Below are 19,899 nucleotides of genomic sequence, written 5' to 3'. Positions count from 1 at the left end.
GACCGTTAGGCTGCCCGTCGTGTCACGTACCCGCCTGTACCGGCACGGTGTGCTGGAGGCCGAGGGGTTCCCCATCGGCGAGCTGTCCGGACGCCTGCGGGACGACGACACCACGGTGTGGGTGGACCTGTGCGGCCCGTCGCAGGCGGACCTCGCGGCCATCGCCGATGAGCTGGGCCTGCACGAGCTGGCCGTGGAGGACGCGCTGCACCCCCACGAGCGCCCCAAGCTGGACCGCTACGACACGCACTGCTTCCTGTCCGCCTACGCCGTGCGGCTGGACCCGGACTCGGGGCGGTTGAGCACGTTCGAGCTGTCGGCGTTCCTCACCCCGCGCGCGCTCGTGACGGTCCGGGCCGACGACCGGTTCGACATGGCCGCCGTCACCGCCCGGTGGGACGAGTCGCGGCAGCTCGCCGGCAGCGGCGTCGGGTTCCTGGCGCACGGCCTGCTGGACGCCGTGGTGGACGGCCACTTCGAGGCCGTGCAGGCGCTGGACGACCGCATCGAGCACCTGGAGGACCTGGTCTTCGCCGACCACCCGGACGACCGGCACGTGCAGCGGCGGGCGCTGGCGCTGCGCAAGTCGCTGGTGGTGCTGCGCCGGGTCGTGCTGCCGATGCGCGAGGTGGTCAACGGCCTGATGCGCCACGACCTCGTGGACGACCGGATCATGCCGTACTACCACGACGTCTACGACCACGTGCTGCGGGCGACGGAGTGGACGGAGTCGTTGCGGGAGACCGTGGCGACCATCCGCGAGACGCAGCTCGGCATCCAGGCCAACCGGTTGAACTCCATCATGAAGAAGGTGACGGGCTGGGCGGCGGTGATCGCCGTGCCGACCGCGATCACCGGGTTCTACGGGCAGAACGTGCCCTACCCCGGTTTCGAGCAGCCGTGGGGCTTCTGGGTGTCCACCGCGGTGATCGCGGTGCTCTCGGCTGGGCTGTACGCGTTGTTCAAGCGCCGCGACTGGCTCTGACCGCCGCGGTCCCCGGCCACCCCGATGCCCGACCACCACGACGCCCGACCACCGCGGTTCGCGACCGCTACGGTGTCCGCGTGCGTGATCTTCCGAAGGACTTGACCGAGGACCGGGTCGTGGCGGGGCTGCGCGCGTTCGGCGTCACGGCGCGGGCCGTGACCTACGCCCCGGTGGGTTTCGGCGACTACCACTGGGCCGTCGACGGCGGCGACGCGCGCTGGTTCGCCACCGTCGCCGACCTGGCGCACAAGCCGCACGGCGACACCGGTCCGCTGGACGCCCTGCGCCGCGCGATGGACACCGCGGCGGCGTTGGCCGCGCCGTTCGTCGTGGCGCCGCTGCGCGCCACCGGCGGCACCACGGTCGTGCCGCTGGACGAGCGCTACGCGCTGAGCGTCTTCCCTTACGTGGACGGCGAAGCGGGCGAGTTCGGGCAGCGGTTGACCGACGACGGGCACGACCGGGTGCTGGAACTGCTCGCCGACCTGCACCGCGCCGCACCGCCCGCGACGACCCCCGTGGCGGAGGTGTCCTTCCCCGGGCGGCGCGACCTCGACGCCGTGCTCCGCGAGCCGGACGAGCCCTGGACGGGCGGTCCGTGCTCCGCGCCCGCGCGCGACCTGCTGGCGTCCCGCGCGGAGGTCGTCCGCGCCCGGCTGGCCGAGTTCGACCGGCTGGCGGAGGAGGTGCGGCGCGACGGCGGCCCGGTGGTCGTGACGCACGGCGAACCGCACCCCGGCAACCTGGTCCTCACCGAGCGCGGCCCGCGCCTGGTCGACTGGGACACCGTCGGCCTGGCCGTGCCCGAACGCGACCTGGCCGTGCTGCCGGAGGACCGGTCGACGCGCCGGTACGCGGAGCTGACCGGCCACGTCCCGCGCGCCGCCGCGCTGGCGCTGTACCGGTTGCGGTGGAGCCTGCTGGACGTGGCGGAGTTCGTCGCGTGGTTCCGCGCACCGCACAGCGCGTCACCCGACACGGAGACCGCGTGGCGCGGGTTCGTCGAGACGCTCGACCACCTGGCCGGGTAGGCGTTCCCGCGCCGGCCCGCGCCCGCTCGCCGAGGCCCCGCACGGCGAGGGGCGTCACACGACGTTGGTCTCGGGCCGCGGCGCGGGCGCGTCGGCGCGGAACCGGTCGGCGGACAGCGGACCCACGTCGACGAACGGCGTGCGACCCAGGCACAGGTCGCGCACCACCTCGGCGACCGCGGGGGCCTGGAGGAAGCCGTGGCCGGAGAACCCCGTGGCGTACAGGAAGTTCGACGGGTGGGCGGCCCGGCCGATCAGCGCGTTGTGGTCCGGTGTCACCTCGTACAGGCCGGCCCACCCGCCGTGCAGCCCGACGTCCAGCAGGGCGGGCGCGCGGCGGGCGATGACCTCGGTCAGGCGCGGCACCCAGGCGTCGGAGTACCGGAGGTGGAAGCCGGGCTCCTCCGCCGGGTCCGACATGCCGACCAGCAGGCCGGGGCCCTCGCGGTGGAAGTAGAACGACGACGAGAAGTCGATCGTCATCGGCAGCGCCGGCGGCAGGTCGGGCACCGGCCCGGTGAACACGACCTGCCGCCGCAGCGGGGTCACCGGCAGGTCGACGCCCGCCATCGCGCCGACCCCACCCGACCACGCGCCCGCCGCGCACACCACCGTGCCGGCCCGGATCGGGCCCCGGTCGGTGCGCACGGCGCGGACCTCGTCGCCGGCCACCTCCAGGCCGACCACCGTCGTGCCGGTGAGGAGGGTCGCGCCCAGCCGGCGCGCGGCGGTGGCGTAGCCTAGGACGACGGACTCGGGCGTGCAGTGGCCGTCGTCGGGCGAGAACGCCGCCGCCAGCACGTCACCGGTCTCGACCAGCGGTGAGAGCCGGCGCGCCGCGCGGGCGTCGATCAGGCGGCTCGGCACGCCCAGGCGGTTCTGGAGCGCGACGTGGCGCTCGAAGTCGGCCACGTGGTCCGGTTCGGACAGCAGGAAGAGGTAGCCGACGCGGCGCAGGTCGATCTCCTGGCCGGGGCGGCACGGGAACCGGGCGTACGCGGCCAGGCCGCGCGCGCCGAGCCGGATGTTCACCTCGTCGGAGAACTGGGCGCGCACGCCGCCCGCCGCGCGGCAGGTGGAGCCGGAGCCGAGTCCGGCGCGCTCCAGCAGCACGACGTCGGTCACGCCCGCCTCGGCGAGGTGGAACGCGAGGGCGACGCCGACGACACCGCCGCCGATGATCACGACGGAAGCGGCGGGCGGCAACGGCTGGAGGCGGGCGGTGGCGACCACGGCGTCCCTTCCGTCGACGGCGTGCCACCCATCGTGGTGCGCCGCACGGGCCGACGTCCACCCGCTCCACGCCCACCCGGCTCGACGGCGCGAGGACGCTCGCCCGGCGGACGAGCGGGTGGACGTTCTCCGGCGTGCGGCGGCGGGTCGGGCGGCGGGTGGTCGGGCGGCGGACAGGTGACGGCGGGTGGGCGGCGGCGGGCGGCTGGTGGCGGGTGGGCGGCGGCGGGCGGTGGGCGTGCGGTTGGGCGGGCGGGCGGGCGGCGGCTACGCGGCGCGGGCGGGCGGGCGGTGTGGGCGGGCGGCGCGAGGTCGGTGCGCCATCGGTCGGATCGGCTCGCCGGCGGCGGGCGCGGTGGGGATAATCGGCCGGGACATGACTTCGCCACGGGTGCACCTGCGGGAGATCACCGACGAGAACCGCGCGGCGGTGTGCGCGTTGCGGGTGCACCCCGGCCAGCGGCAGTTCGTCGACTCCGTCGCCGACTCGCTCGCCGAAGCGGCGGCCACGCCCGAGGCCGCGCCCTGGTACCGCGCGATCTACGCCGGTGACGTGCCGGTCGGGTTCGTGATGCTGAGCTGGAACGCGCCGCCCGGACCGGGCGTCCTCGGGCCTTACTACCTGTGGCGGCTGCTGGTCGACCGCGACCACCAGGGTCGCGGCTTCGGGCGCGCCGCGCTGGCGCAGGTCATCGACCTCGTGCGCGCGGCGGGCGGCGCGGAGCTGTTCACCAGCTACCAACCCGGCTACGGCGAGCCGTTGCCGTTCTACCGGCGGTTCGGGTTCGTGCCGACCGGTGAGGTCGACGAGGGCGAGATCGTCCTGCGGCTGGCGCTGGGCACGGCCTGACCGGCGCGGTGCCGGCCCGGATCACGCGCGTCAGGTCCGAATTCCCCGCGGATCGGCCCGGTCGAGCGCACGGCTGTCGATTCCCACCACCGCCGGAGGTCGGGATCGCGGAATTCCGGAAAAGAACATCACTCACTTTCCGACGTATCCCATTGAACCTTCCGGGTGAAGGCCATTACCCGGAAGAGTCTATTGCTGCCACGGTTGTAGCCTGCCCTTTCCGTCGGCAATGCCACTCGCCCGAAAGGACGTACCGTGCGCCCACTCCGCACCCTGGCCGCGACAGCGCTGCTCACCGCGGCCCTCGTCACCCCTCCCGCACGGGCCTCGACGGGGTGCGCGGACACCGACCTGCCGGTCTCGCTCGGGCTGTTCGCCCAGACCGCGCACGGCCGGCTGTGCCTGCCCGCCGGGACGCCGCCCGACGCGGTGCAGCTGCTGGTGCACGGCGCGACCTACAACCGCACCTACTGGGACCTGCCGCACCGCGCGCACCACTACTCCTACCAGCGGGACATGGCGCGGCGCGGCATCGCCACGTTCGCCGTCGACGCCATCGGCTCGGGCGACAGCTCCCGGCCGCTCAGCACCCTGATCAGCGGCAGCGGCCAGGCTTCCGTGGTGCACCAGGTGGTCGGCCGGCTGCGGGCAGGCGTCCTCGGGCACTCGTTCGACCGGGTCGTGCTGGTGGGCCACTCCATGGGTTCCGGCCTGGCGGTGCTGGTCGCCGCCGAGCACCACGACGTGGACGGCGTCGTCCTCACCGGCTACCGCCACTCGGTGGACGTCGCGCGGTTCACGCGGCTGTTCGTCGAGGGCATCCGGCCCGCCGCGCTGGACCCGGCGCTGTCCCGCCGCGGCGGCGACCCCGGCTACCTCACCACCGCGCCCGGCGCCCGGTACCTGTTCCACGACCCCGGCGTGGTGGAGCCGGGCGTGCTGGCGGCCGACGAGGAGACCAAGGACCAGGTGCCGGCCACGGTCGTGCCCGACCTGCTGCCGCCGGCCTTCCTGAGCCCGTTGAGCAGGCGGATCGACGTGCCGGTGCTGCTGGTCAACGGCGCGCGCGACGCGATCTTCTGCGCGGGCCGGTGCGAGAGCGCGGCGGCGCTGCTCGACGCCGAGCGACCGTTCTTCCACCCGCGCACGCCGGTGGAGGCGTTCGTGCTGCCCGACGCCGGGCACACCCTCGGCTACGCGCCCAACGCCGCCGACTACCGCGCGGCCGTCCACGACTGGATGAAAGCGCACTTCGGCGGCTGAGCACCCGGTGGTCGAGCGCTTCGGCGGCTGAGCACGTGAGGACTGAGCACGTAAGCGGGCGAGCGCGTAAACGGGCGCGGGGCGGTCCCTCACTTCTCGCGGTCCAGCGAGCCCCATTCGCCGCTGTGCTGCCGCACCAGCTGCTCGCACTGCCGCAGCACACCGTCGGAGATCCACGCCACCGGCTCGCGGCACCGCACCAGCGGCTCGTTGTCCGGTCCGCGCCCGGCCTCCGTGCCGGCCAGCACCCACGGCCGGACGCCGGGCCCCCGCCGCTCGGGCAGGTGCCGGTAGTCGTGCAGGCGGCGCGCGACCCACACCTTCAGCGACCGGTCGCCCCACCACGACTCGACCGCGAGCGGGTTCGCCGAGAGCCCCGGCAGGCGGACGCCGGTCAACCCGTCGCGGCTGCACCCGCCCGCGTCCGCGTCCGGTCCCTTCGACCAGCGCACGAACAGCTCCGACCCGCGCGCCTCGACCAGCGCCACCAGGTCCGCGAGGTCGGTCAACGTGGGCAGGCCCCCCGAGGTGTCCGGTTCCACTGTGCTCATGGCCGTGGGATTGCCCGTCGGATCCGGTTCGAACCCGACGCACTCGGGTACGTCGACGGCATGGCCCACGAAACGGTGACCGCGAGCCACTCGCTGTGGACGTCCGACGCGCGCGGCGACGCCTTCCCCCCGGCGCACGACTGCCGGGTCGACGTCGCCGTGGTCGGCGGCGGCATCGCCGGCATGACCACCGCGCTGCGCCTCAAGCGGGCGGGCCGGACGGTGGCGGTGATCGAGGCGGAACGCGTCGGTGGCGGGGTGAGCGGCAACAACACCGCCAAGGTGACCGCGCTCCAGTCCACCGTGTACTCCAGCATCACCGACCGGCACGGCTACCGGGCCGCCGCCGACTACGCGGCGGCGAGCCTCGCGGGCGTCGCCGAGGTCGCCGCCCTGGCCGGGTCGATCGACTGCGACCTGCGCCGCGCGCCCGCCTACACCTACGCGATCAGCCCGGACGAGCTGCCCGCCGTCGAGCACGAGGCGCTGGCCGCCGCGCGGGCGGGCCTGCCGGTCGACCGCGACCGGGGCGAGGGCATCGGCGTCCCGTTCGAGGTGTTCGGCGCGGTCCGGCTGGACGACCAGCTGGCCCTGCACCCCGTCCGGTACGTGCGGGGCCTGGCGGACCTGGTCGACGGGCACGGCAGCCACGTGTTCGAGCGCAGCCGGGCGACGCGGGTCGAGGACGGCGACCCGTGCCGGGTGCGCACCGCGACCGGCGTGGTCACCGCCGACCGCGTCGTGGTCGCGACCCACTACCCCATCCTGGACCGGGGCCTGTACTTCGCGCGCCTGGAGCCGACGCGGGCGTACTGCGTGGCCGTGCGCCTGCGGTCCGGCGCGCCGCCCACCGGGCTGGCCATCAGCGCCGGCAGCCCGTCGTGGTCGCTGTCCGCCTACGAGGACCTGCTGATCCTGTGCGGTCGCAGCCACCCCACCGGCGAGCGGCCCGGCGACCCGTACGGCGCGCTGACGGCGTTCGCCCACGAGCACTGGGACGTCGACCGCGTCGTCCACCGCTGGTCCGCGCAGGACCCGAGCGCCTACGACGGGCTGCCCATGATCGGCCCGTACACGCCCGGCTCGACCAGGCTCTACGTCGCGACCGGCTTCATGAAGTGGGGGCTGTCGACCGGGACGTTCGCGGCGATGATCCTGTCCGACCTGATCAACGGCGTCGACAACCCGTGGGCGGGGCGCTTCGACCCGCACCGCTTCGACCTCAAGTCCGCGCCGAAGCTGCTGGAGCTGAACGGGAAGGCCGCCGCGTCCCTGATCGGCGACCGGCTGCGCCGGCCGGACACCCGCGACCTCTCCGACGTGCCGCGCGGGCAGGCGCGCGTGGTCGGCAAGTCGGGCGTCTACCGGGACGAGGACGGCGCGCTGCACGCGGTCTCGCTGCGCTGCACCCACCTGGGGTGCCTGGTGCGGTTCAACGACGCCGAGCGCAGCTGGGACTGCCCGTGCCACGGTTCCCGGTTCGACGTGGACGGCAACGTCCTGGAAGGACCCGCGACCAAGCCGCTCCCCCGCCACGACCTGGACTGCTGACCGGCCGGCGAACCGCCACGCCGGTCCGGCCCGTCCCGATCATGCCTGATCGCGGGACAGCACGGTCCGATCGTGGCCGGCCGCGGGACAGCACGGTCCGATCGTGGCCGGCCGCCGTATCGCACGCGTGCACACCCGGTGCCGGGACGTCGCCTCCGCCACCGGGTGCAGCGGAGCCACCCTCGTCAGGACGGGTGAACACCCGGTGGCGCGACCGCCGCGTCGGGAACGGGCGCGGCGGATCTCCCGTCTGAGGCGCGGAGGTACCCACATGCTGCGTTACCTGAGCCTCGTCGGCGCGCTGTGCGGCGTGGTCGCGCCGTTCCTGCCGGGCGGCGCCGGTCGCTCCTACGCCGTCGACCGGCCGGTCATCGCGGCGGCGGTCGGCCTGGTCGCCGTGGCCGCGCTCGGGCTCGCCGACGCCAGGGCCGTCCGGGTCACCGCGGCGGTGGGCGCGGCGGCGGCCCTGGGCGTCGTGCTCCGGGTGCTCGTGGTCGACCTCGGCACGGGGCTCACCGGGCCCCGGCTGCCGGTGCTCGCGGTGGGCGCGGCGGCGGTCGCGGTCGCCGCGTGGGCGGGGCGCGTCGGGGGTCGGCTCGGGTGGCGGGCGCGGCCGGTCGGCGTGCTCGCGGCCGTCCTGGCGGTGGCGGCGGCCGTCGTCGCACCGCTCGCGACCCGCGCCGTGGTCGTGGACTCCCTGGTCCGGGACGCGCGGGCGTTCGACGCGCCGGCCGTGGTCGAACGGCCCACCGGTGGGCAGTGGTCGTGGCAGCCCGACGCCGACGTGGCGGGGCTCGTCGCCGCCGGGCACGGGGTCGTGGTGGCCACGGCGGACGGGTCGGTGGTGGCGCTGGACGGCGCGGACGGGCGGGAGCAGTGGCGGCACACCCGTCGCGGCGCGCGGATCGGCACGTTGGTGGCCTCGATGGACCGCGCGACGGTCGTGGTGACGTTCCGGTCGCTGCTGGACACCACCGCGCAGCTGCTGGTCGCGCTGGACGCCGACACCGGCGCGGTGCGGTTCGAGGAGGTGGTCCCCTCGGTGCAGGCCGAGACCGACGGGATCGTGCCGGGCACCCGGACGCTCGCGTTGCGGGACGGCGAGTCGGTCGTCGGCCACGACCTGCTGACCGGGGAAGAGCGGTGGCGGTGGTCGCCGCCCGAGGGGTGCGGTGCGCCGTACACGCCGACCGTGCGCGGGAGGACCACCGTGTTCGCGGCCGTCGAGTGCGACGACGTGCTGCGGCTGTCCGCGTTGGACGAGTCGACCGGTCGGGAGCGGTGGGGCCACCAGGTCGACCTGCGCCCGCCGGACGGCGAGCGGCAGGACCTCCACCTGCGCGGCACGGCGGACGGCTCGGTGGTGTGGGCGCGGTTCGCCACCGGTCGCGCCCGGCCGGGCGCGGTGACCGACGGGCTGTTCGACGCCGAGGACGGCACGCCGCTCGCCCGGCCCGACCCGGCGTGGGTGGTGCGGGCGGAGGTCGGCGCCCGCGTGCTGCTGGAGGAGCAGGACAGCTCGGCGGTGCGGGCGATCCACGCGTTCGACGTCGCGACCGGCGGGACCACGGCGCTGGACGTCGCGGCGTGCCCGCACCGCGCGGCCGACGCCACCACGTCGACCACCTACCTGAGGGTCTGCGGCGACACGGGCCGCGAGGTGACCGTGCTGGTCCAGGGGTTGGACGGCGCGCCGCCGACCGCGGTCCCGGTCCGGCTGGACGGCTCGGGCTCGCGGTCGGCGCTGCTGCTGACGCCCGCGCCCGGCGCGATCGTGCTCACCCGCGCCGCGCACGGCGGCACACCGGCCCCGGTCGTGGGCCTCACCGGCCGCTGACCCACCCCCGACCGCGTCCCCGCCACCACACCGCGCCCGCGGTCCCGCACGCCGTGCATGCCCCCACGCATGTCGGACGCCCGCGGGCCGCGCATCCCCGCACGACGCCGCAGGTCCGATCACGACGTGCCGCCGGCAGGGCGGGTGCCTCGCGGCGTCGGGACCCGCCCGGCACGGCCGAGGTCAAGCCAGCCGCATCCCGATCGCCAGCCGGTTGAACGAGTTGATCACCAGCGCCACCCAGATCAGCTGCTGCGCGCCGGCCGGGCCGAAGTCGCGGATCGCCTTGTGCAGCACGTCGTCGGGCACGTGTCCGTCGTGGACCAGCGTCACCGCCTCGGCCAGCGCGAAGGCGCTGCGCTCCACCTCGGAGAACGCCGGGTGGGTGCGCCACGCGTCGACGGCCTCCACCCGCTCGGGCCCCTCGCCCGCCTCCAGCGCCTGTCCGCTGTGGAGGCGGATGCAGTAGGTGCACCCGTTGATGCGGGAACACCGCAGGCGCAGCAGTTCCAGCAGTCCGACCGGGAAGCGCGCGTCCGCGTCCACCGCCTTCGACAGCGCGAGCAGCGCGTGGTATCCGGGCCCCGCCAGGGGATCGAGCCTCATCAGGAACCTCCGTGCCGTTCGACGGCGAGTCGGGTCGACGTGCGCGGGCAGACCGGGCCGGTGTGCCCGCGCGGAACTCCGGCGGCACCGGCGGGTGCCTCGGGAACCTCTGCGGTGCCGCGCCCCGCCGGTCGGCGGGTGGCGGGTTCAGTCCGGGATCACGCACGCGGGCGCGACCCGCGACCACGAACGCGGGCGCGGTCCGGCACGACGAACGCGCGTGCGGTCCGGAGCGGAGTGGACGGTCCCCGGTCATCGCGCGAACTCCCACGGCGACGCCGGGAACACGCACCCGTCGCGCACCAGCGCGCGGGCGAACCGGGGATCGCGGGCCAGTTCCGCCAGGTCCGTGCACACCGGCGCCCTCAGCGGCGCGGCGCACCGGCCCCGCGACCGTGCGTTGAGCCGGGACGCCGCCGCCAGCAGCGACGAGTCCACCGCCTGACCGCGCCCCGTGCGCGCCCGCCGCAGCAGCGCGTCCACGATCCCGCGCACCGCGACCACTCCCCCGAAGACCTCGACGATGGTCATCAGCGACGGCGGCACCCCGGCGTGCGCCTGCACCACGAAGTCGGTGCCGAGCGGCGGTTCCGGCCCCAGCGCGTCGCCCCAGCCGGACGCGTGCGCGTAGACGACACCGGGCCGCGCCCGCGCGACGTCACCCGCCCGCAACGCCCACGCGGCGGCCTTGCCGGGTGCCCAGTCGTGCAGGAAGACGTCCGCCGCCGAGGCCAGCTCCAGCGCCTCGCGCCGACCCGCGACCGTGCCCAGGTCGACCTCCTCGACCCGTTTGCCCCGGTTCAGCGCGAGGAACCGGGCGGAGCCGTCGCCCACCACGGGCGGCACCCACCGCGCCGGGTCGCCGCCCGGCGGCTCGATCCGCACCACCGACGCGCCGAGCAGCCCGAGCAGGTGCCCGGCCAGCGGCCCCTGCACCCGGCGGCACGACTCCAGCACCACCAGCCCGGACAGCGGGAGCGCGCCGCCCGGCGGGACCGCGGGCGCGTCGGCCGCCGACCACCCCGACGCACCGCGCGCCGACCACCCGCACGCCGACGACGGGAGCGCCTCGCCCGACGACGGACCGCACCCCTCACCCGACGACCGACCGGGCTCCTCACCCGACGACCGGCCGGGCGTTTCGCCCGACGACCGGCAGCACTCCTCACCCGACGACCGACCGGACTCCTCACCCGGCGGCGGAGCGGACGCCTCACCCGGTCGCGCCGGCACGTCTCCCAGCGCCGTCACCCGGTACGCGGGCAGGTCGTCCACCGCCCGCGACGCCACCCGGACGAGGCTCATCCCGGTCGACCGCGCCGCGTTCTCCAGCACGTGGATCGGCGTGCGGCCGGTGAGGGCCGTCAACTCGACGGGCAGCGGGCAGGTGGCCGTGGCGAACCGGTGCTGGAACGGCCGCCAGCCGCGCGCCACGGCCCGGTCCGGCGCGTCCAGCGCGGCCCAGAACCGCCGCCACACCTCGGCCTCCAGCGCCTCCACCTCGAACGGCACCCCGTCGGCCGACACGAACGGCGGACCGCCCGGCAGGTACGGCTCCGGCCACCGCTCGGCCGTGGCCGCCGCGAGGTACTGGGACACGGTGAGCAGCGCGGCCTGGGCGACGGACGTGGTGGCGGCGCGCAACGCCAACCCACGAGCCCGCGCGAGTTCCACCGCCACCGCGCCGATGCCGGCCAGCTCCGACGCGGTGATCGACGCGTAGTCCAGCCCGAGCCGGGTGGGCCGGCCGTAGCGGCGGCCGTGGACGTGCATGAGCCCGCACGCCGCCTGCACGTCCGACTCCCCGCCCAGCGGCAGGTCGACGGGCCCGGCCCAGGTGACGGCTTCCGGCGCGGCGACGGTCATGCACACCTCCGACCCCGGACCGCGCACGACGCGGTCACGACCTCCGACGCCCCGCCCGACGCGGTCACGACACCCGACCCCCGGCACACCCCGACCAGCGCCGCCCGCACCCCGGCCACCGCCCTCGGCACCCCACGCGAGCCGGCCGGCACCCCGCACAACCCGATCACCGCCGCCCGCACCGCACGCGCGACTGCCACCACCACCGGCACCACCACCGGCACCGGCACCCCACGCGGGCCGGCCACCACCCGCACCGCGCACACCCCGGCACCCGTCAGGCCGGCCACCAGCCGGTCCCGCAGCCGGTGCGCGAGCCGCGCGGGCGCGACGTGGCCATCCGCGGCCAACAGGCGGCGAAACCGTCCGGCCCGCCAGAGCACGACCGTCCCCCGTGGACACCGGCCGGGACGCGCCACGTCATCCCCCGGCGATGGACTCCCCGCGCACGGCTTCACACGGGCTCCTTCCTCGGCACGGCGAGCAACCGCTCCGCCACCCGTCGACCCGACCGCACCGCCGCCTCGCTGCACGGCATGACGCCCACCCAGTCACCCGCGTAGTCCACGACACCGCCCGCCCGCGCCGCGAACGCCGCGCGCAGCGCCACCGCCCGCGGTGTCGCCTCGGGCATCCCGTCGCGGAACCGGTGCACCACCGCGGCACGGGTGGCCGCCCGCAGGCCGGGCGCGAACTCCTCCGCCGCGGTCAGCAGCACGTCGGCGACCTCGCCGTCCGACGCGCCCAGCAGGCGACCGGCGACCGACGGGTGCGCGACCAGCGTGACCAGGCCGCGTCCGGCGGGCGCGCGGTTCGGGTGCTTGAGGTGGTCGTACCGGATCGCGGCCAGCGTCCGGCTCGCCGCCTCGGGCACCACCACCAGGTACACGCGCGACTCCGGCCGCCGGTGCAGCATCAGGTGCGCCGCGACCATCGGCACGTAGGTCGACGCCTCCAGGAACGGGATCTCGTTGCCGGGCGGGTTAGCGTACACTGTACGCACAACCGGCGCGGGCACGGCGAGCACGACCGAGCGCGCCCGCACCTCCTCCTGGCCGGAGAACACCCGCGCCGACCGGGTCCCGGCGATCACCTCGTCCACCGGGAACGACAGGCGCACGTCCAGCCGGTCGGCCAGGGCCCGCGCCAGGACGTCCATCCCGTCGCGGTGGGTCCGCCACACCGACGACGGCCCGATCGCCGCCAGCAGCCCGAAGAACGGCCCGGCAGCCGACCTCGCCGCGTCCCAGCCGCAGAGGCCCGCCGCCACCGGCCGGCACAGGTAGTCCAGCAGGTCGGGGTGGTGCCGCGTAGCGAACCCGGCGACGGTCTCGGTGCCGACCGCCTCGGGGCGGTCGAAGTCGTGCCCGCCGCGCAGCACGCCGAGGAGGTCCAGCCGGGCCCGCGCGGACAGCCCCGCGCCGGTCAGCAGCCCGCCGGGGTGGGTGAGGCCGGGCCGGACCCGGCCGGCGCGCCACACCCCGACCCGCCGCCCGATCCGGGGCAGCTCCCACCGGTCGATGCCCAGGTCGGACAGCAGGGCCCAGGTGGCGCCGTAGCCGCGCTCGGACACCCGCTCCGCGCCCGTGTCGATCACGAACCCGTCGCGGCGCAGCGTCGCGGTCCGGCCGCCGACCCGGTCCGCCGCCTCCAGCACCACGACCTGGCGGCCCGCCTTGCGCAGCTCGTAGGCGGCGGTGAGGCCCGCGACACCGGCCCCGACGACCACCACGTCCACCTCCGTGCTCACCGGCCCACCACCACAGGTGTGGTGGTGGTGGCGCGGTCAGCGGGTCGTCGCGGGTCGTCGCCGAACCCCGTCCGGGACCGGCCACGGCGGCGCACCCCGGCCGGCCGTTCGCCGTCCGGGGTGAGCCGCGCGTCGTCCACGCGCCACGGACCGCCGGCCGCGTGGCGCACCCGCCCGCCGTCCCCGGCGCACGGCAGGAGACGACGCGGGGACCGCGCCGGCCCTTCCCCGACGTGCGCACCGGGCACGCGGAGCGCGCCGGCGTGCGCCGGCGGCGCGCCCTCCGGCCCCACCGCGCCGCGACCCCGCGAATACCACCCATTGCGGGCGACCCCGACAATGCGCTGCCGCGTTATCGACCGCCTCCGGGAAAAAGCGGCCGATCGCGTGGAGAATGGGACGGGCAGCGTGCTCACCTCCGCTGTCTCGGCACGGGTCGGAAGCGTATGGCAGGCGGTCCGGCGGACCCCCGCACGCACGAGAGTTCACTCTTCCTGGTCAATTCCGCAGGCTCCGGTTGACAGCACCGGCCTTATCGGAGAACGTCCGTACGGATCCAATTCATCCGCTTTTATTCGCCTGCCTTACGAACCACAAGGACTCAATGGTGCGCACACTCGTCGTGGGACTCGGCCGGGCCGGTGCGGAACTGCACCTCCCCGTGCTCGCCAGGGCCCGCGCAGGAGCCCGGCAGCTGTTCGGCGAGCACCCGGTCGTCGCGTGCGACCTGCGCCGGGTGCTCGGGGACCGCCCCGGCCTCGTGACAGCCACCAGCATCGCCGCCGCCGCCACGCTGCTCGACCCTGGGGACACCGTCGCGCACGTGTGCACACCGCCCACCGTGCGGCCGGAGGTGATCGGCGAACTCGCCGAGCACGGCTTCCGCGACCTGGTCGTGGAGAAGCCGCTGGCCGCCGACACGGACGACCTGGCGCGGATCATCCGGTTGCGCCGCAAGCACAGCCTGCGGATCGCGGTGGTCGAGCCGTGGCTGACCAGCACGCTGACCGCCCGCCTGGCCGACCTCGTGCGCGGCGGGGCGCTCGGCGAGCCGAAGACGATCTCGATCGTGCAGAACAAGCCCCGCTTCCGGCGCTCCCTGGCCCGGCCGGGCCACCCGACGGCGTTCGACGTCGAGCTGCCGCACGGCGTCGGGCTCGCGCTGCGGCTGGCGGGCAACGCGCGGGTCACCCACGCGGCGGGGTTCGACCTGGTCGTGGGCGACGTGGTGGTGCCCAGGATGGGCGGCGCGCGGATCGGGCTGCGGCACAACAGCGGGGTGCGCACGGAGATCGACTCGGACCTGATGTCGCCGGTGCGGGAACGCCGCATCACCATCCGGTTCGAGCACGGCACGGTCGTCGGCCACTACGCCGTCAGCGCCGACGACGACCACTCCCAGCTCACCATCACGCGCACCGGCCGCCGCGAGCACGAGGTGCTGCGCGACGACTCGCTGACCGAGTGGATGATCCGCGCCTACCAGCTGTTCCGGGGCACGGTCGACCAGCACGCGCGCGGGTTCGCGTTCGCCACCGACGTGGTGCAGCTGCTGTCGGTGGCCAAGAACATCTGCGCCGAACCGGTCGTGCCCGACGGCCGCGCACGCATCCCGGTGGGCGTCCATGCCTACTGAGCCGATGCCCACCGAGCCGATGCCCACCGAGCCGATGTCCGCTGAACCGATGCCCACCGGGCCGAAGCCGCCTGCCGGGCGGGTGCCGCACGCCGAGCAGGGACCGCCCGCCGAGCCGACGTACGCCGGATCGCTGTCCCCTGCCGGATCGGGGTCGCCTGCCGGATCGGGGTCGCCTGCCGGATCGGGGTCGCCTGCCGGATCGGGGTCGCCTGCCGGATCGGGGTCGCCTGCCGAGCCGGGGTCGCTCGGCGCACTGCCGCCCGCCGAGCCGATCTGCGCGGGCATCACCGACGAGGCCGCGCCCGACCTCGCCGGCCAGCTCGCCGTCCTCGCCGAACTCGGCTGGTCGCACGTCGAGCTGCGCACGCTGGACCGCAGGCCGGTCGCCGAGCTGGGCCGCCGCGAGTTCACCGAGGTCGCCAAGGCCCTGGCCGACCACGGCGTGCGGGTGGTCTGCCTGGCGTCCCGGATCGGCGGCTGGGCGCGCCCGGTGACCACGCCGTTCGCCGACGACCTCGACGAGCTGGACGTGCTGCTGCGGCGCTGCGGCGAACTCGGCGCGCCCTACGTCCGGATCATGTCCTACCCGAACGACGGCCTGTCCGAGCCGGCGTGGCGGGACCGCGTGCTGTGCCGGGTGGCGGCGCTGGCCGAACGCGCCCGCGCCGCCGGTGTCGTGCTGCTGCACGAGAACTGCGCGGGCTGGGCGGGCGCGAGCGCCGACCGGATGCTGGAGCTGCTGCGCGAGGTGGACAGCCCGGCGCTGCGGCTGCTGTTCGACACCGGCAACGGCGTGCCGCACGGGTACGACGGGTTGGCGGTGTTGGCGGAGATCGCGCCGCACGTGGCCCACGTGCACGTCAAGGACGCGGTGGGCGACCGGTACGTGCCGCCCGGCCAAGGGGCCGCTCGGGTCGCGGAGTGCGTGGAGCTGTTGCGCGCCAACGGCTATCGGGGCGCGTGGTCACTCGAACCGCACATCTCGCTGCGCCCGCACGAGCCGGGCGGGCTCGCCGACGACGCGGCGGAGACGTTCGTGGCGGCCGGCCGGGCGATGGTCCGGCTGCTGCGCTGATCCCCGCGCCCATCCACCACACTGACCCGCCACGCCGGTTCCCTGCCCGATCCCCCGCCCGATCCCCTGCGCGCCGATCCCCTGCGCCGATCTCCCGGCTGATCCTGCCCCGCGCCGACCCCGGCTCGATGTCGCCCGCCCTGCCCGGTGCCCTGGGAACACCCGAGGTCGGTGCCGCCCGAAGACCGGGGGCCGGTGCCCCGCCTCCGGACCTGGCCACTCGACGAGGCCGCCGACGCCCCGCACGCCCGGCCCGCACTCCTCGGACGCACTCCTCGGACGCACGCGGCGGGCCCACGTCTCGGGTCCGCCGGTGCGGCCTACAGGCGTTGGACCTCACCGCCGGGGACGCGTCCCGTCACGTCCAGGAGCAGCCGCGCGTTCCGCCCCAGGTGGCCGAGGTCGTACGCGCTGTGCGGGACGAGCAGGACGACGGCGTCCGAGTCGCGCACGGCGGAGTCCAGGTCCGCCACGGGCGGGCCGAGCCGGGCCACCGCGCCCGCCACCGGGTCGTGGTAGGCGATCCGGGCGCCGAGCGCGGTGAGGCCGGCGGCGATCCGGAGCGCGGCCGACTCCCGCGTGTCGGGCACGTCGGCCTTGTACGTGACGCCCAGCAGCAGCACCCGCGCGCCCGCCACGGGCGTGCCGCCCTCCGCCAGCAGCCGCGCCACGCGGTCCACCAGGTAGCCGGGCATCGCGCGGTCGACCTCGCGCGCCGCCTCCACGACGCCGAGCCGCGCGCCCGTGCGGTGTGCCTTGTCGAGCAGGTAGCGGGGGTCGACGGGGATGCAGTGGCCGCCGACGCCGGGGCCCGGCGTGAACGGCGCGAACCCGAACGGCTTGGTCGCGGCGCAGTGCAGGACGTCCCACACGTCCAGGCCGAGCCGCTCGCAGAACATGGCGATCTCGTTGATCAGCGCGATGTTCACGTACCGGTAGGTGTTCTCCAGCAGCTTGGCCATCTCCGCCTCGCGGGTGCCCTTGGCCACCACGACGGTCTCCACGAACCGGCCGTAGAACGCGGCGCAGTGCTTGGCGCACAGCGGGGTGTGCCCGCTGACGACCTTCGGGGTGTTGCGGATGCCGTACCGCCGGTTGCCGGGGTCGATCCGCTCGGGCGAGTAGGCCAGCGGGAAGTCCTCGCCCGCGACGAGGCCGTGCCGCTCCAGGATGGGCCGCAGCACCTCGTCGGTGGTGCCGGGGAAGCTGGTGGACTCCAGCACGACGAGCGTGCCGGGCCGCAGGTGGTCCGACACCGTGGCCGCGGCGGCGCGCACGGCGGACAGGTCGGGCCGCCCCTCCGGGTCGAGGCCGGTGGGCACGCAGATCACGACCGTGTCGGCCGAGGCGATCGCGGACGGGTCCGTGGTCGTGGTGAAACCGTTGGCGCGCATGGACTTCAGCTGCGCCGGGGTCACGTCCGGGATGTGCGGGCGACCCGCTTCGAGCGCGTCGCGCACCGCAGGTGACGTGTCGTACCCGATGACCGACAGGCCCGCGGCGCTGGCGGCGGCGGCCAGCGGGAGCCCGACGTAACCGACTCCCACCACGACGAGATCGACGGACACGTGCGCCCTTTCCACCGTATCGGGATGCGTTGTCACGGCTCACACGTCGGCACTGCCCGCGGCCGGCCGGGCGCGCGGGCCGTAGTCGTGTTCCACCACGCGTCCGGGGCGGCGCGGGCTCGTCGACGGCGTCGGCCCGGCCGCGCGGGTCGCGGTCCCGCCGATCGCGCCGGGCAGGAGCGTGGCGAAGCGTGTCATCTCAACCTCCACAGGGGACGGTGCGCGGGCGCGCTCATCGCAGTCCGCAAGCTAACAGTCACCCTCTGCGAGAAGCAGCGCTCAAACCGAACACCACTCGTCCAGGTTGCGGGTCACTCGGCGGATTCCTCCGGATGCCGCTCAGTAATCGCCTGAGAGTGGTCCTGCGGGGCTGCACGTGCACGTATTCACGAGGGCGGGTGATCTTCGGGGGCCGTCTTCCGCGATCTTGCGGAGCCATCGGGAGCAGCGCGTGACATCACCCACTCGGACCGCCGAAATGCGGTCACGGTCAGCGATCCGGAACCGCCGGCAGGGCCGCCGGAGCGGTCGTCCGGCACGGCCGGGACGCTCGGGGCCGCGCGGGGGCCGGGAGCGCGTTTCCGCTGGCCCGCCCGACCCGCGGGGGTGGGAGGTGGTCCGCCCCGGTCGTGCGGCCACCGGTCCGGTCGCCGGCGCGGGCGGCGGGGGCGTGCGGATCGCGCCGACCCGGACAGGTGACGGTGCGCGGTCAGGTCACTCTGTGCGAGCGTCACCCGATGCGGCAGGGCGTGCGCGGGCACGTCGGCTCGATCGACATCGGCCCGAGCGTGCGGAATCGCCGGCCGGCGCGACGGGCGCGGCCCTGGACCGCGCCGACAGCGGGCAGCCGGGCACCGGCCCGCGCACCAACGCCCCGCGCCCGCCGACCCATCACAACCACGCCGACCGGGCCACGCCCGCGCGCCACCCGGCGAACCCACCGCCACACCGGCCTGACAGCCGCATCCGCCCCGGCCGCATCACCGGGCCGGCCGCCGCACCGGACCGGGCCGCGTCACCGCACCCGGCCGCATCGCCCGGCGAGGCCACACCACCCGACCCGGCCGCCCCACCCGCCGAGGCCGGGTCACCCCGCGCGGCCACGTCACCCGCCGAGGCCACGTCACCCGCGCGGCCAGGTCACCCGGCGAGGCCGGGCAGCACCTCCGCCGCCACCGCCTCCAGGATCCGCTCATCACCCGCGAACGGCCCGGACTCGCGCGGCCACGGCGCGGCCACGTCGGTGAAGCCCAGCTCCCCCGCCCGGCCCAGGAAGTCGCGGTAGCACTCCACCGAGGACAGCGCGAACACCGGCGCGGCGTCGGTCTGGAGGAAGCGGCGCACCTCGGCGCGGGGCCGGTCCGCCGCGGCCAGCGCCTCGTCGAGCCGGGCGGACAGCTCCGCCAGCGACGCCCACCACGACTCCAGCGCGTCGTGCCGCGTGCCGGTCGTGATCCAGCCCTGCCCGAACCGCGCCACCAGCCGCAGCGACCGTGGCCCGTTGGCCGCCAGCACGAACGGGATGCGGGGGCGCTGCACGCAGCCGGGCAGGTTCCGCGCGCCCTCCGCCCGGTAGTGCTCGCCCGACCACGTGACGTCGTCGCGGGTCAGCAGCAGGTCGAGCAGTTCCACGAACTCCGCGTACCTCCGCGCCGGGCTGGCGACCGCGTTCGCGCCGCCGAGCACCCGCGTGTCGTAGCCGCCCATCCCGCCCGCGCCGACGCCGAGCGTGAACCGGCCGCCCGACACGTCGTCCAGGGCGGTCAGCTCCCGCGCGAACGGCACGGGGTGCCGGAAGTTCGGCGACGCGACCAGCATCCCCAGCTCGACGCGCGAGGTGGCCTCGGCGGCGAGCGCCAGCGTCGGCACCGAGCCGAACCACGGACCGCCCACCAGCGGGCCCCAGCCGAGGTGGTCGAACGTCCACGCGTGGGCGAACCCGTACTCCTCCACCGCCTGCCAGCGCGGGCGGGCCTCGGCCCACCGGTACTCGGGCAGGATCGTGATCCCGGCCTTCACGAACGCACTCCCCCTTCGTCGCCGTGCACCGCCGCCGTTTCGCCCGGACACCGCGTTCGACCGAACAGAGAA

Annotated in this window: 17 protein-coding genes; 8 read left to right on the top strand and 9 right to left on the bottom strand. The window is 75.8% G+C overall.

Annotation, left to right across the window (positions count from 1 at the left end; all coding sequences use genetic code 11):
- Positions 1-34: 34 nt before the first annotated feature.
- Both C8E97_RS17560 and C8E97_RS17555 read left to right on the top strand, forming a co-directional pair.
- Positions 35-985 (top strand): magnesium transporter CorA family protein, encoded by a 951-nt coding sequence (locus C8E97_RS17560; RefSeq protein ID WP_121011742.1) that lies wholly within the window; start codon positions 35-37, stop codon positions 983-985.
- A gap of 80 nt (positions 986-1,065) precedes the next feature.
- A complete protein-coding gene (locus C8E97_RS17555) occupies positions 1,066-2,019 on the top strand; it encodes a phosphotransferase (RefSeq protein ID WP_246018956.1) in 954 nt (317 codons plus the stop codon).
- Between the two features lie 54 nt (positions 2,020-2,073).
- Here the strand turns inward: C8E97_RS17555 and C8E97_RS17550 are convergent, their stop codons facing one another.
- Entirely contained in the window at positions 2,074-3,252 is a 1,179-nt protein-coding gene (locus C8E97_RS17550) for an NAD(P)/FAD-dependent oxidoreductase (protein WP_211347054.1), read from the bottom strand.
- A 376-nt stretch (positions 3,253-3,628) separates the two neighbouring features.
- Between C8E97_RS17550 and C8E97_RS17545 the strand changes: the two genes are divergently transcribed.
- Complete coding sequence (locus C8E97_RS17545; protein WP_211347053.1) at positions 3,629-4,102, top strand: GNAT family N-acetyltransferase; 474 nt, start codon at positions 3,629-3,631, stop codon at positions 4,100-4,102.
- A gap of 255 nt (positions 4,103-4,357) precedes the next feature.
- On the top strand, positions 4,358-5,365 hold the full coding sequence (locus C8E97_RS17540; RefSeq protein WP_121006698.1) for an alpha/beta hydrolase: 1,008 nt from the start codon (positions 4,358-4,360) through the stop codon (positions 5,363-5,365).
- An 89-nt stretch (positions 5,366-5,454) separates the two neighbouring features.
- Here the strand turns inward: C8E97_RS17540 and C8E97_RS17535 are convergent, their stop codons facing one another.
- Complete coding sequence (locus C8E97_RS17535; RefSeq protein WP_121006697.1) at positions 5,455-5,916, bottom strand: DUF6098 family protein; 462 nt, start codon at positions 5,914-5,916, stop codon at positions 5,455-5,457.
- Positions 5,917-5,976: 60 nt separating this feature from the next.
- Here C8E97_RS17535 and C8E97_RS17530 point away from each other — a divergent pair, with 60 nt between their 5' ends.
- Together C8E97_RS17530 and C8E97_RS17525 are read left to right on the top strand one after the other, a co-directional pair.
- On the top strand, positions 5,977-7,467 hold the full coding sequence (locus tag C8E97_RS17530) for an FAD-dependent oxidoreductase (protein ID WP_121006696.1): 1,491 nt from the start codon (positions 5,977-5,979) through the stop codon (positions 7,465-7,467).
- Positions 7,468-7,738: 271 nt separating this feature from the next.
- Complete coding sequence (locus C8E97_RS17525; protein WP_121006695.1) at positions 7,739-9,304, top strand: outer membrane protein assembly factor BamB family protein; 1,566 nt, start codon at positions 7,739-7,741, stop codon at positions 9,302-9,304.
- A 183-nt stretch (positions 9,305-9,487) separates the two neighbouring features.
- Here C8E97_RS17525 and C8E97_RS17520 read toward each other — a convergent pair whose 3' ends face one another.
- The 4 genes from C8E97_RS17520 to C8E97_RS17500 form a co-directional block, all read right to left on the bottom strand.
- Positions 9,488-9,910, bottom strand: coding sequence for a carboxymuconolactone decarboxylase family protein (locus C8E97_RS17520; protein WP_121006694.1), 423 nt, complete (start codon positions 9,908-9,910; stop codon positions 9,488-9,490).
- Positions 9,911-10,162: 252 nt separating this feature from the next.
- Entirely contained in the window at positions 10,163-11,776 is a 1,614-nt protein-coding gene (locus tag C8E97_RS17515) for a CoA transferase (protein WP_246019379.1), read from the bottom strand.
- Positions 11,773-12,126, bottom strand: a complete 354-nt coding sequence (locus C8E97_RS34655; RefSeq protein WP_170211889.1) for a hypothetical protein — start codon at positions 12,124-12,126, stop codon at positions 11,773-11,775. The genes C8E97_RS17515 and C8E97_RS34655 overlap by 4 nt, the downstream gene beginning before the upstream one ends.
- Before the next feature lie 104 nt (positions 12,127-12,230).
- The gene (locus C8E97_RS17500) at positions 12,231-13,526 is read right to left on the bottom strand and encodes a protoporphyrinogen/coproporphyrinogen oxidase (protein ID WP_121006693.1); all 1,296 of its coding nucleotides are present in this window, start codon (positions 13,524-13,526) and stop codon (positions 12,231-12,233) included.
- 604 nt (positions 13,527-14,130) lie between these two features.
- Here C8E97_RS17500 and C8E97_RS17490 point away from each other — a divergent pair.
- Together C8E97_RS17490 and C8E97_RS17485 are read left to right on the top strand one after the other, a co-directional pair.
- Complete coding sequence (locus tag C8E97_RS17490; protein WP_121006691.1) at positions 14,131-15,162, top strand: Gfo/Idh/MocA family oxidoreductase; 1,032 nt, start codon at positions 14,131-14,133, stop codon at positions 15,160-15,162.
- Positions 15,152-16,240: a sugar phosphate isomerase/epimerase family protein gene (locus tag C8E97_RS17485; protein ID WP_342776228.1), complete on the top strand. Its 1,089-nt coding sequence runs from the start codon at positions 15,152-15,154 to the stop codon at positions 16,238-16,240. Before C8E97_RS17490 ends, C8E97_RS17485 begins: the two co-directional genes overlap by 11 nt.
- 320 nt (positions 16,241-16,560) lie before the next feature.
- On the opposite strand, the gene C8E97_RS17480 is transcribed toward C8E97_RS17485, so the two are convergent.
- The 3 genes from C8E97_RS17480 to C8E97_RS17475 form a co-directional block, all read right to left on the bottom strand.
- Complete coding sequence (locus C8E97_RS17480; RefSeq protein ID WP_121006690.1) at positions 16,561-17,808, bottom strand: nucleotide sugar dehydrogenase; 1,248 nt, start codon at positions 17,806-17,808, stop codon at positions 16,561-16,563.
- Between the two features lie 39 nt (positions 17,809-17,847).
- Positions 17,848-18,006, bottom strand: a complete 159-nt coding sequence (locus C8E97_RS34650) for a hypothetical protein (RefSeq protein ID WP_170211888.1) — start codon at positions 18,004-18,006, stop codon at positions 17,848-17,850.
- A gap of 942 nt (positions 18,007-18,948) precedes the next feature.
- Positions 18,949-19,827 carry an LLM class flavin-dependent oxidoreductase gene (locus C8E97_RS17475; protein ID WP_121006689.1) on the bottom strand — a complete coding sequence of 293 codons (879 nt, stop codon included), beginning with the start codon at positions 19,825-19,827 and terminating at the stop codon, positions 18,949-18,951.
- Positions 19,828-19,899 lie beyond the last annotated feature (72 nt).

Origin of the sequence: Saccharothrix australiensis (genome assembly GCF_003634935.1) — a bacterium.
Taxonomy (GTDB): Bacteria; Actinomycetota; Actinomycetes; order Mycobacteriales; family Pseudonocardiaceae; genus Actinosynnema; species Actinosynnema australiense.
This window is presented reverse-complemented; position numbering and strand designations above follow the sequence as displayed.

What these genes read in the sequence shown, in the direction of transcription:
- C8E97_RS17535 (WP_121006697.1), bottom strand. Translation starts at nt 5,916, where the DNA reads ATGAGCACAGTGGAACCGGACACCTCGGGGGGCCTGCCCACGTTGACC.
- C8E97_RS17490 (WP_121006691.1), top strand. Translation starts at nt 14,131, where the DNA reads ATGGTGCGCACACTCGTCGTGGGACTCGGCCGGGCCGGTGCGGAACTG.
- C8E97_RS17515 (WP_246019379.1), bottom strand. Translation starts at nt 11,776, where the DNA reads ATGACCGTCGCCGCGCCGGAAGCCGTCACCTGGGCCGGGCCCGTCGAC.
- C8E97_RS34650 (WP_170211888.1), bottom strand. Translation starts at nt 18,006, where the DNA reads ATGACACGCTTCGCCACGCTCCTGCCCGGCGCGATCGGCGGGACCGCG.
- C8E97_RS17520 (WP_121006694.1), bottom strand. Translation starts at nt 9,910, where the DNA reads ATGAGGCTCGATCCCCTGGCGGGGCCCGGATACCACGCGCTGCTCGCG.
- C8E97_RS17485 (WP_342776228.1), top strand. Translation starts at nt 15,152, where the DNA reads ATGCCTACTGAGCCGATGCCCACCGAGCCGATGCCCACCGAGCCGATG.
- C8E97_RS17530 (WP_121006696.1), top strand. Translation starts at nt 5,977, where the DNA reads ATGGCCCACGAAACGGTGACCGCGAGCCACTCGCTGTGGACGTCCGAC.
- C8E97_RS17545 (WP_211347053.1), top strand. Translation starts at nt 3,629, where the DNA reads ATGACTTCGCCACGGGTGCACCTGCGGGAGATCACCGACGAGAACCGC.
- C8E97_RS17525 (WP_121006695.1), top strand. Translation starts at nt 7,739, where the DNA reads ATGCTGCGTTACCTGAGCCTCGTCGGCGCGCTGTGCGGCGTGGTCGCG.